Source organism: Staphylococcus pasteuri (assembly GCF_030547725.1).
Taxonomy (GTDB): domain Bacteria; phylum Bacillota; class Bacilli; order Staphylococcales; family Staphylococcaceae; genus Staphylococcus; species Staphylococcus pasteuri.
Window position 1 is genome coordinate 1 of record NZ_JAUOQO010000017.1, and the last position, 10,857, is coordinate 10,857.

14 protein-coding genes are annotated in these 10,857 nt (G+C 30.2%); 1 reads left to right on the forward strand and 13 read right to left on the reverse strand.

Going from position 1 to position 10,857, the window contains the following annotated elements:
- The 13 genes from Q4528_RS12300 to Q4528_RS12360 form a co-directional block, all read right to left on the reverse strand.
- Nucleotides 1-362: recombinase family protein (locus Q4528_RS12300; RefSeq protein WP_303521763.1), on the reverse strand; the 362-nt coding region annotated here is incomplete at its 3' end.
- Nucleotides 363-623: 261 nt separating this feature from the next.
- On the reverse strand, nt 624-755 hold the full coding sequence (locus tag Q4528_RS12305; RefSeq protein ID WP_487250931.1) for a hypothetical protein: 132 nt from the start codon (nt 753-755) through the stop codon (nt 624-626).
- A gap of 67 nt (nt 756-822) precedes the next feature.
- Nucleotides 823-1,143, reverse strand: coding sequence for a thioredoxin family protein (locus Q4528_RS12310; RefSeq protein WP_046467573.1), 321 nt, complete (start codon nt 1,141-1,143; stop codon nt 823-825).
- A 61-nt stretch (nt 1,144-1,204) separates the two neighbouring features.
- On the reverse strand, nt 1,205-1,519 hold the full coding sequence (gene trxA, locus Q4528_RS12315; protein WP_011152946.1) for a thioredoxin: 315 nt from the start codon (nt 1,517-1,519) through the stop codon (nt 1,205-1,207).
- Nucleotides 1,520-1,882: 363 nt separating this feature from the next.
- On the reverse strand, nt 1,883-2,542 hold the full coding sequence (locus tag Q4528_RS12320; protein WP_058714290.1) for a carboxymuconolactone decarboxylase family protein: 660 nt from the start codon (nt 2,540-2,542) through the stop codon (nt 1,883-1,885).
- Between the two features lie 208 nt (nt 2,543-2,750).
- Nucleotides 2,751-3,704 carry a thioredoxin-disulfide reductase gene (gene trxB, locus Q4528_RS12325; protein WP_058714291.1) on the reverse strand — a complete coding sequence of 318 codons (954 nt, stop codon included), beginning with the start codon at nt 3,702-3,704 and terminating at the stop codon, nt 2,751-2,753.
- Between the two features lie 113 nt (nt 3,705-3,817).
- A complete protein-coding gene (locus tag Q4528_RS12330) occupies nt 3,818-4,390 on the reverse strand; it encodes a TetR/AcrR family transcriptional regulator (protein ID WP_046467586.1) in 573 nt (190 codons plus the stop codon).
- 894 nt (nt 4,391-5,284) lie between these two features.
- On the reverse strand, nt 5,285-5,431 hold the full coding sequence (locus Q4528_RS12335) for a hypothetical protein (protein ID WP_303521764.1): 147 nt from the start codon (nt 5,429-5,431) through the stop codon (nt 5,285-5,287).
- 347 nt (nt 5,432-5,778) lie between these two features.
- Nucleotides 5,779-5,880, reverse strand: coding sequence for a type I toxin-antitoxin system Fst family toxin (locus Q4528_RS12340; protein ID WP_000228874.1), 102 nt, complete (start codon nt 5,878-5,880; stop codon nt 5,779-5,781).
- A gap of 260 nt (nt 5,881-6,140) precedes the next feature.
- Nucleotides 6,141-7,115 carry a cation diffusion facilitator family transporter gene (locus tag Q4528_RS12345; protein ID WP_398573741.1) on the reverse strand — a complete coding sequence of 325 codons (975 nt, stop codon included), beginning with the start codon at nt 7,113-7,115 and terminating at the stop codon, nt 6,141-6,143.
- A complete protein-coding gene (locus Q4528_RS12350) occupies nt 7,105-7,440 on the reverse strand; it encodes a hypothetical protein (protein WP_225307068.1) in 336 nt (111 codons plus the stop codon). The genes Q4528_RS12345 and Q4528_RS12350 overlap by 11 nt, the downstream gene beginning before the upstream one ends.
- Before the next feature lie 113 nt (nt 7,441-7,553).
- Entirely contained in the window at nt 7,554-8,942 is a 1,389-nt protein-coding gene (locus Q4528_RS12355) for an SLC45 family MFS transporter (protein WP_398573742.1), read from the reverse strand.
- 160 nt (nt 8,943-9,102) lie between these two features.
- Complete coding sequence (locus Q4528_RS12360; protein ID WP_303521766.1) at nt 9,103-10,092, reverse strand: LacI family DNA-binding transcriptional regulator; 990 nt, start codon at nt 10,090-10,092, stop codon at nt 9,103-9,105.
- A 312-nt stretch (nt 10,093-10,404) separates the two neighbouring features.
- Here Q4528_RS12360 and Q4528_RS12365 point away from each other — a divergent pair.
- Nucleotides 10,405-10,857: alpha-amylase family glycosyl hydrolase (locus Q4528_RS12365; RefSeq protein ID WP_303521767.1), on the forward strand; the 453-nt coding region annotated here is incomplete at its 3' end.

The window sequence follows — 10,857 nt, forward strand, 5'->3', positions numbered from 1 at the left end:
ATTAAATTACGTTCAAACTCTGCAAATGCTGCGAATAAATGAAATAACAATTGTCCTGTAGAACTTGATTTATCCATTGTTATATTTTCTTCTAAACTATGAAAACTCACGCCTCGATTATTAAGTTCATTAACTAATGTGATTAAATCAGCCATGTTACGTCCTAGTCTATCTAGTCTCCAAACAACAATCGTATCTCCTGACCTCGCAAATTCAATGGCTCTATCTAAACCAGGACGTTTACTTTTTGCTCCACTTATGTGATCGCTAAATATTTTTTCACAACCATATTGATTTAATCGATCTTCCTGCAAATTCAAATTTTGCAAACCAGTTGAAACTCTTGCATAACCTATTTTCAAAATACGAACCTCCTATATGTATCTTCATTGTACCATAACTTAATTCTAACCATATTTATGAACATAGATTTTGTGTTGGGTTATTGAACACTAAAATATGTATACTAGCTATATATAGAAACAAAAATAGAGTGTACAGAAAATGGTTATTTTCTGTACACTCTTTTATACAAATTATTTTTTTATATATCCTTGATTATTTAAATAATCAAGCATATTAGGATCATAGCTTCTAGCTAAGTGCTCATTGATATGCTCACTCTATCCCTTGACTGTTCGTGTTGAAAATGGTGCTTTGATTGGTCTATTTTTATAATATGATTGCATTTTTTCATCATATTCCTCAATATCCTCAACACTGAAAGGCTCATATTGATTATTGTGCATGACAATATCTTTCGGTAATCATCGATGATATAAATGCTCTCCCAAAGAATTTAGGAGAGCATTTTGACATGTACTAATTTTCAATTTCATTTAATTGTTTAATACGATACTCTAATTCTTCAAAATCAATAATTCTTGCTTGTCGATGTATTTCTTTATTTTTATAAAATAAAATAACAACTGGAGCTGTAAATAGTGATAATTGACCAGCTGCTTCTGGTATCTCATTAACCATAATGTTCAAACTGTTTAAATTATACTTTTTATCTAATGCCTCTACTTTAGGAAAATCAGCATGACAAACACTACAATTTTCAGACATTACATATAATAGTAGCTTATCGTTTCTATCTATTTTGTACAATAAGTCATTATAACTCATCACTTTTTCCATCCTTATACAGCTCCTTCTAAAGTTATTTTTGTATTATCAATTTCCTCCAATTTAAAATTAACTACAAATATTTAGTTAATACATTTTCTAAATTTGGTTTAGGATTAAAACCAATTAAAGTGTTAACTAACTCACCATCTTTAAAGATTAATAGTGTTGGTATACTCTGAATTTGGTATTTAGCAGCCAAAGCTTTTTCTTCATCGACATCTACTTTTCCAATTATTACTTTACCTTCCAACTCATCACTTAGTTCTTCTAATACAGGTGATTGCATTTGACAAGGCGGACACCAAGTTGCCCAAAAGTCTACAAGTGTTACGCCTTTTTCAATTGTTTTATTAAATGTTTTTTCAGTTACTGTTATTGTTGCCATATCTTTTAAATCTCCTTTTAATTGAATTCAGTTAGTTCTCATTTTCAATTACTAACTCTACTTACGTTTATACTCAGGGTTTATTTGAACTTTACTTTGTATAGTATTTCCTACTACAGAAATTGATAAAGCATCATGCATCAATTCCTTGATTTTTAAATCTTCTATTTCAGTATCTACGTTAAAAGTCACATTCAAATTATAAACATCAAGATTTCCCTCTTTTATTTCATGATTTTTGTTATTAGCTGATAATATTTAAGTTCAAATTTCCTAGATTAAATGGTTGGAATAAAGGTTCGAACTGTTGTTTGTTATTTATAATTTCCTCCTATAATCAATGGGGTATGCCACGTAAGTTATTTATTCATCGTATGCATTTAAGGCATTAACACCATGGGACATTGCAGAACCTGCTTTTAATAACGTTGCTACTAATATTGCTTCCGCAACTTCTTCTTTTGTAACTTTTGCTTTTTTAGCAGATTTAGTATGAATATCAATGCAATATGGACAGCCTGTTGTATGTGCCACTGCAATTGCAATTAATTCTTTTTCTTTAACAGTTAATAGTCCTGCTTTCATTGCTTGTTGATCAAAGTTTATAAATGCTTTAAAACGTTCTCCATCTAATTGTCCAAGTTCTTTCAACCTTTTAAAATAAGAAGCTTTATATAGTTCGTCATCTTCAATTTCGTCATATGCATTTAGCGCATTAACACTATGTGCCATAGCAGAACCAGCTTTTAATGCAGTTGCTACCATAATTGATTCAGCCATTTCTTCTTTTGTACCACCTAATTTTTTAAACTGCTTAACATGGTGATCAATACAATGTGCACATCCAGTTGTATGTGCTACTGCTATTGAGATAACCTCTTTAAACTTTTTACTTAAATGACCTTCTGATAAAACTTGATGATCAAATTCCATAAAGCTTTTAAAAGAATCATGAGAAAGTTTTGTAAATTCAACTAATCTCTTTGTATCGGATCTCTTGTATAAACTATCATTTTGTAACATTTCAAAAACTCCTTTAATCGTGTACATACTAGTTGGTACAATTGTTTTAAAGCTAAATCCTTTTATGGGTTATTTTCAATTGTTGTGCTTCTCTTCGGTAGATTATTATAGTTCCTAATATAAAATACCTACCGGTCGGTACATAAAATACAATAACTTATTCTAAATTTAAAAGCAATAAATTAGTCTTTTATTTTAAAAATAAGGATTAAATAGATAGTATCTCACTGTTATCATTTAAGTGCTCAATATAAGCAATAGCGCTTTGTGCAGCAATACTACCATCACCCGTAGCTGTTACGATTTGACGTAAACCTTTATCACGCACATCACCAGCTGCATAGATACCAGGTACTTTTGTGCTCATATCTTCATTTGTTTCGATATAACCTACGTCGTTTGTAATACCTAAGTCTAAGAATGGTGTTGTTAATGGTTTCATACCGATATAGATGAACACGCCATCTGCATCTAATGTTTGTTCAGAACCATCTTTTGTTGATTCTAACGTTACAGATCCTACTTTGCCATCTTTATCATTAATTGTTTTTAATGTGTGGCTCCAAATAAAGTCGATTTTATCATTTTTAAATGCACGATCTTGTAGGATTTTCTGTGCACGTAATTCGTCTCTACGATGAACAATAGTTACACTGTCAGCAAATTTTGTTAAGAATGTTCCTTCTTCAACTGCAGAATCTCCGCCGCCGATAACGAATAATTTTTTCCCTTTAAAGAATGCACCATCACATACAGCACAATAACTTACACCACGGCCACCAAGGTCTTGTTCGCCTGGTACACCAATTTTTTTATATTCAGCACCCGTTGAAATAATCACTGCGCGTGCTGTTATTTCTTTATTTCCAAGGTTGATGACTTTGTAGTCACCTTTATCTTCAACTGACTTGATATCACCATATTGATATTGAGCACCAAATTTTTTCGCGTGTTCAAACATTTTTGTTGATAAATCTGGTCCTGTAACCATTTCAAAACCAGGGAAATTTTCAACTTCTTCTGTATTTGCCATTTGACCACCTGGCATACCACGTTCAATCATTACAGTACTTAAGTTTGCACGTGATGCATAAACAGCAGCTGTCATACCTGCTGGTCCAGCACCAATAATTGCAACATCAAAATCCACTTGTTCAGCCATTTATACTTCCTCCTATTCATAAATAAAAACATCACAATTTGGTGGTAATCTAAGAATCTAAATATACCTACCAGTTGGTATTGTAATTATAAGAATTTAACGTGATTTATAAATCACGTTAAATTATATTGCCATCTTATAATTTCAATCACATTTTTTAAATATTCAACATCTTGTTTCACTTTAGTCAACATAATTGCACCTTCGATAGTTGAAAAAATAGTTTGCGCATGCTTTTCTGTATCTAAATTTCCTATAAACTCTTGTGCTTTCAAACCATCGAGATTTTCTTTCATTGAAAGTATCCACTTATCGATAAAAGCTTGTATCTTTTCTCTGAAAAGATCATCATGCTCACTCATTTCAATCGCAAGATTACCAACAGGACATCCAGCTTTTGAGCTCATATCATCATGATATTTAAAGGACCAGTCTAGCATAGCATTTAAATTCTCTTTAGGATTTTCACTATTATGAAGTTTACTGTTTATTAATTGTTCAGTCCAGTCTTCAACTAAATCATCTATCACTGCTAAACCTAAATCTCGCTTAGAAGAAAAGTAATAGTAAAATTGTCCTTTTCCAATATCAGCAGCATTTAATATGTCACTAATAGAAGTCGCCTTGTAACCTTTTGAATGTATAACTTCACGGGCAATTGTTAATATCTCAAGTTTTTTTGACATAACTACTTACCACCTTATTACTAAAAGAAAGTATGATACTTACTTTTTATTTTTTAAACCTACCGGTCGGTACACAAAATATAATAACTCTTTCTAAACTAAAAATCAACCCATAAGTCTAGTATTCATAATTAAACAAGAATCAAATTTTATATTAGTAATAATATCTTATTAGCCAATCTTAAAGCAGTGAGTGTACTGCGCTTTCTCATTTATTAAGTAAAATTATTCTTATATACCAAGTACAGTGACAGTTGTTATAAATTCAACAACTGTGTCTGTATGATTAGGGTGTACCCTAAATGACATTAAATATCTACTTTTTCAATTTAGTGTATTACTTCTTAGTTAATAAAAATATTGAAGTTTACTATAATTAAACTATCATAGTTTCTATATTTGACTATTTAGGAGAGTGTGTATGAGAAAAATCCTATTATATATATATGATAATGTTTCTTTAAAGTTTTCTTTTAGTCTATATTTTATTTGTATAATAGTTTTGTCAGCCATACGTATCACACTTAAAGGTACTAAAAGTGATGCTTTACAAACAATAATATCAGATATTAATTTATTTTTAACGTACATATTCATATTTTTTATACTCTGTATATTAGTCATGTTTATCACAGGTCCATTTCTTAATATAGATTTTTCAAAAAAAAGAGTGTATTTTAATCTTGAAGAACATAGATTCTTTTTATACATCAGATTCTTTGTTGAGTATCTTATTTTGTTAGCTAATATATTCTATTTTATAATCAACATTGTATTATTATTTTACATTTTTATAAAATCGACTCTACATGTATATTTTGCAATTAATCTTTTTATTATCTTATTCATCTCTTTTATTATATCTCTTTATCAAGTTGTTACTTTTATTAGACATTATATATTAGTAGTAAAGAATACAAGTAACGAAAAACTGAATACTGAATTTGATATAACAATGGCTATAATAAGTATTATATCTATAATGATTTCATCTGGTTTTGAAATTAATAAATTTGTATCTAAATCATTCTCTAAGGACATAAATAGTCAACTTGATTTCACAAGCTTATTTATAATACTAACACCGATTTTATTTATAATGTATATTTTGAAATTATTCATTATATTTAGAGAACAAATAATTAAGTTCATAAAAGATATTATGAATTTCAAAATGTGAATATACTTAGAGATACTTTCATTATTAAATTTTCAAAACTTATTTTACTACCTTTACTTAAATTAATATTATTTTCAACTTATATAGTTTTGCATTTCTCCATTAACCAATGTTATAATTTAGTTAACAAGAGCTTCGTGCATTATATGCACCAACCCCCTCACTATTGCGAGTAGTGAGGGGGTTTTTAGGTGTTGGCTAATATCGCCTATTTTTTCTTATTGTTACGTGTACGTAGCCAATGCGTAAATAAAGCAACAATACAACCACTGATGACTGTGGTCGTGATGTGAACAAGAGCTTCGACCATCTGATATGCACCTCCTCTCTGCGTCTAAATTGACGCCTGAGAGATAGGCGACCTGTATATTATATCATCTGTAATAAGTAAGTTACAGATAACTTCCGATAAGTGATGTTATGTCTATATAACCTCTCTAAAAATTTTTAAAGAATATTTTTAGGTTACATAATAGGACGTTATCAGTGTTAGATAAACATTTTTTGTAATAAACCTTTTTACGTTGTTTTAAAATTTCCATTTCCGCTGTTTGATTATCAATCAAATTATTAATTTTTTATATTTTCTTTCACTTTTTCAAAATAAGGTTCATTAAGATGATTAATATCTAAATGTTCTATTTGTATTGTGGTATGTGATATTCCATATTTTTCTTTTAATAAATCTTCTATTTCATTTATAACCACAAAAGCATCTATACTACTTCTACTATCTAGAACAACATGCACACTTAAAGAATATTGATTTGTTGTAATTCCCCATAAATGAAATTCATGCACGTCGATAACGTCGGGAATAGATTTTATTGCTTCTATGACATTGTCTGTATGTAATTCTTGTGGCACAGCTTCCATCAATATCATCCAAGCATTACGCATAATTTTATAACCACCCCTAAAAATAATGATTGAAATGACCATACTTAAAATAGGATCGAATAATTGTATACCTGTGAAATGTATTAGTAAAACTGCTAAAATGACTCCTACTGAATTTAATAAATCTCCAACAAAATGCCATAATGCACTTTGTACATTGATATTTTGTTCATTCTTTAAAGAACGCATTAATATAACCGTCAACACAATATTTACAATTAAACCAATTGTTGCTATGACAAGCATTAAACCACTTTCAACTTGCTTAGGATAAACTATACGTATGATCGCCTCGTAAAAAATACCAATAGAAATTACTGATAGTGCTAAACCATTTAAGAATGCTGTTAATATTTCGAAACGTAAGTAACCATAAGTAAAACGTGCTGTTGGTTTACGACTTGCAAAGTAAATAGCCAGCATTGATAATCCGAGCGCAAGTACGTCACTTAACATATGAAAGGAATCTGACAATAAAGCTAAAGAGTTAGATAATATTCCGCCTGTAAATTCTACAATTGTAAAAAATAAAGTGATTAATAGCGTTGCCCATAATGTTACTTTAGATTGTTTTTGGACTTTACTGTGTTCTACATGGTGAAAGTATGTTTGTTTCATATACCTATTCCCCTTTTTATTTTCCATAAGTGATACTTGTACCTAAATGACCAGCAATAATAAGTAGTACAAATCCAATAATCGTCAATACAACTGTCGCACCTATACATAATTTTTTATATTTTATAAACCACATACTACCTATTTGAGTTAATGTTGCAAACCCATATGTTATAAGCGAATCTAAGGCGAATGTTTCATGTAAATGTACTAATTTTTCAACATGTTGTATCCCATAATGTTGGATAGCAAATGCCTCTCCACTATCTCCAAGTATGTAACTAATAATTCCAAATACCATAACTGTAGTAAGGAGCATGGTTAATGTGATAGATAAATTAACTTTTTTCAAAAACAACCTCATTTTTTCTTTATTCAACCTTAAATTCAAATATCCCTTAGTTAATTTAGAAAGTCGACAATACCATAGAGAGTTTGTCGACAATCTGCATTTTTAATATTTTATTATTGTTTTTCATACTTAGAATCAATCAAACTTACACATGCCGCAGCTACTAATAACATTACTCCAGCAAACAACAGCATGTTTGGCATTGATTCACCAAACAACGGGAATAACGCAAAGCTAGCTAAAGAAGCGATAATCTGAGGGAGACAAATTGAACAGTTAAATAATCCTAAATAAGCACCAGCATTTTTTCCATCTGTATTTTCAGTTAATAATGTAAATGTTTGTGTATTCATAGTAAGGTTATTAATTCCAATTAAGCAGAACGATAAAATTAATAACCACTGTGAATGAATAAAGAAAATTGATATAAATCCTATAGCACCCATGAGCAAACCAAATCTTAATACTAATTTTCTTTGATGAGGTTTTGCATATGCAGCTACTATGCCAAATAAAATAGATGCTACAAATTGTACGCCAGTTAATACACCATACCAGTTACCTGCTTCTTGGTATCCTACTGATGAAGGATCTGTAGTACCCCAAACATTATTAGCAATAGCACCAGGTGTATATGTCCATAAATACATAATGGCAAACCAAGTAAAGAATTGAACCAAAGATACTTGCCAAAATTGTTTAGGTGCTTTTAAAAGCAATTGCCATAAATTCAATGAATTTTTACGATTTCTTTTTTCCTCTATTCCATGATACTGTGCATGTAATTTAGGGTTATATTCATTTACAGAACGTACTGTCCAAATAGTTGAAATTAACAGAACAACTGCTGCAATATAATATGCAATTTTTACTGTCATAGGTACTTCACCTTTAGGCGCTACGTTCGATACACCCCAAAGTGTTAATAAGAATGGGAGTAAAGTTGCTATAATCCCTCCCATATTCGAAAAAATTTGTTGCCAAGACCAAGCCATGTCTCTTTGTTTTTCAGGAACCATATCACCAATAACCATTTTGTATGGTTGCATACAAGCATTTGCAGTTAAGTCCATAAAAAGTGTCATGATTGCTCCAAATAAAAGAGCAGACAATGATGCATAACCAAAACCAAGTGATCCTGAATTCGGTAATAATACAAGTGTGATAACTCCTATAGGACCGGCTATTAATAAATATGGCATTCGTCTACCAAATCTTGTCCATGTACGATCCGAATAATAACCAATCAATGGTTGAATAACCAAACCAGCTAACGGAGGTAAAATAAAGAACCATCCAAGATTATTGGGGTTCGCTCCTAAGGTTTGGAAAATTCTAGCCATCATAGCTGACTGTAAAGAAAATGCCATGTTTACTCCAAAAAAACCAAAAGTCATTGCAAAAATAATGCTCTTTTTCAATATTGGCAAGCTCAATTTTTCTGACAATGGCTTTTCTTTCTCACTACTGTATTGATAACCTAAACCATCTGTGTCTTTCATTTTAAAATCTCCTTAAAAAATAACAGTCTTTAAAGTATGAGATTACTTTAAAGACTGTTATTTCACATAATATTTTCTACACACATCAGTCTTCGTTAATTATGTAATCGATTACTTACATATACTAGCATATGAAAGCGATTTTGTAAACGATTACACTTTATTTGGATATAGTTGATTTTCTTTCTATTAACTTACCATTTAAAATTATATTTTTTCTTTCCATTACTTTTTTATCTATAATCTCTATTAGTAACTCCATTGCTTTTTCTCCGATTTCATAATTAGGTTGCGAATAGGTTGTAAGTCCAGGTTCAATGATTTCAGCTAATTTAATGTTATCGAACCCTACAACAGAAATATCTGTCGGTATATTTATCTTATGTTCTCTCAACACTTTAATTATTCCAATGGCCATTTCATCATTAGCTGCAAAAATAGCTGTTGGTCTATCTTTCATACTTAAAATGTGTCTTGCAATTTTATATCCTGATTCTAAAGAAAAATCCCCTTCAATAATTGTTTCCTTAGTAACTGGATAATTATACTGTCTCATTTTATTTTCAAATCCTAATAAACGCTTTTTCCCCAAAATACTATCTAATGATCCTGTAACATGTATTATTTTCTTTTGCCCTAAATTAATAAGAAAATCTGTAACTGTTTCTGCCGCTTCAACGTTATTAATTGATATTGTAGGGATATCTAAACTTGTGCTTGTTTCACATGCTAACACTATTGGGTATTTATCATAAATATCTTTCATTGTTCTTAAACTTAACTTTGATGTTAATAGGATCATACCGTCTACTTGCCTCTCATAAAGGTATTTAAAATAATTATCTACTTTCTTCTTTTGAGCATCAGCCAAAAGAATTTGATACCCCTTCTTTCCAGCTATACTTTCAATTCCTCTCAGCATATTTGTAAAAAAAGGATTAGTAATATCAGGTACTACAACTAAAATAGTCTTAGTTTCCATTTTTCTTAACTGTCTTCCAATACTATTAGGATAATAATTTAATTTTTCTACAGCATCTAAAACTTTTTTTCTGTTTTTTATAGATACATTCCCGGTATTTGTTAATACTCTTGAAACTGTTGCTGTTGACACTTCTGCAAGTTCAGCCACGTCTTTTATATTTGTCACTTTTGAATCCCCCTTGTTCAATATATACAACTTTGATTAGAAAAAAGTCATTATACTAGCATTCACTCTTATCTAATACTAAATAAATGAGATATTTTTCTAAATATAATTCGAGCTAAATTAGCTAAACTTATTATATAACATAACTGCCTTTAATGTAATCGTTTACAAAAACTCAAAAACTTGATACATTAAAATGTGATCTATTATATTTTAAAATGTTATTTCTATCTTTAAATGGCTAAAAATAAACATAAAGCATACTAATATTTTAGTCATTGTAATAACATAAAACGATAAGGAGCGAGAATTATGACAGAAATTAAAGATAGACAATGGTGGAAAGAAGCTGTCGCATACCAAGTTTATCCTCGTAGCTTCAATGATTCTAACAATGATGGTATCGGTGATTTACGTGGAGTAATTCAAAAATTAGATTATTTAAAAGAATTAGGGATTGACGTTATTTGGTTAAGTCCAATGTATGCTTCTCCTAACGATGACAACGGTTATGATATCAGCGATTATCACGCCATTATGAAAGAATTTGGAACTATGGAAGATTTTGATGAACTCTTAGATAAGGTCCATCAGAAAGGAATGAAACTAATTTTAGATCTTGTAGTCAATCATACTTCAGACGAACATCCTTGGTTTATTGAATCTCGTTCAAGTAAAAATAGTCCTAAACGTGATTGGTACTATTGGGCTGATCCGAAGGATGATGGTTCTGAACCTAATAACTGGGAAAGTATCTTTAATGGT

Bases quoted from the DNA above. Each gene is read 5' to 3' on its own strand.
- Q4528_RS12310 (WP_046467573.1), bottom strand. From the start codon at position 1,143: ATGGAAAAAGTGATGAGTTATAATGACTTATTGTACAAAATAGATAGA.
- trxA (WP_011152946.1), bottom strand. From the start codon at position 1,519: ATGGCAACAATAACAGTAACTGAAAAAACATTTAATAAAACAATTGAA.
- Q4528_RS12320 (WP_058714290.1), bottom strand. From the start codon at position 2,542: ATGTTACAAAATGATAGTTTATACAAGAGATCCGATACAAAGAGATTA.
- trxB (WP_058714291.1), bottom strand. From the start codon at position 3,704: ATGGCTGAACAAGTGGATTTTGATGTTGCAATTATTGGTGCTGGACCA.
- Q4528_RS12330 (WP_046467586.1), bottom strand. From the start codon at position 4,390: ATGTCAAAAAAACTTGAGATATTAACAATTGCCCGTGAAGTTATACAT.
- Q4528_RS12335 (WP_303521764.1), bottom strand. From the start codon at position 5,431: ATGTCCTTAGAGAATGATTTAGATACAAATTTATTAATTTCAAAACCA.
- Q4528_RS12340 (WP_000228874.1), bottom strand. From the start codon at position 5,880: ATGGTCGAAGCTCTTGTTCACATCACGACCACAGTCATCAGTGGTTGT.
- Q4528_RS12345 (WP_398573741.1), bottom strand. From the start codon at position 7,115: ATGGAAAATAAAAAGGGGAATAGGTATATGAAACAAACATACTTTCAC.
- Q4528_RS12355 (WP_398573742.1), bottom strand. From the start codon at position 8,942: ATGAAAGACACAGATGGTTTAGGTTATCAATACAGTAGTGAGAAAGAA.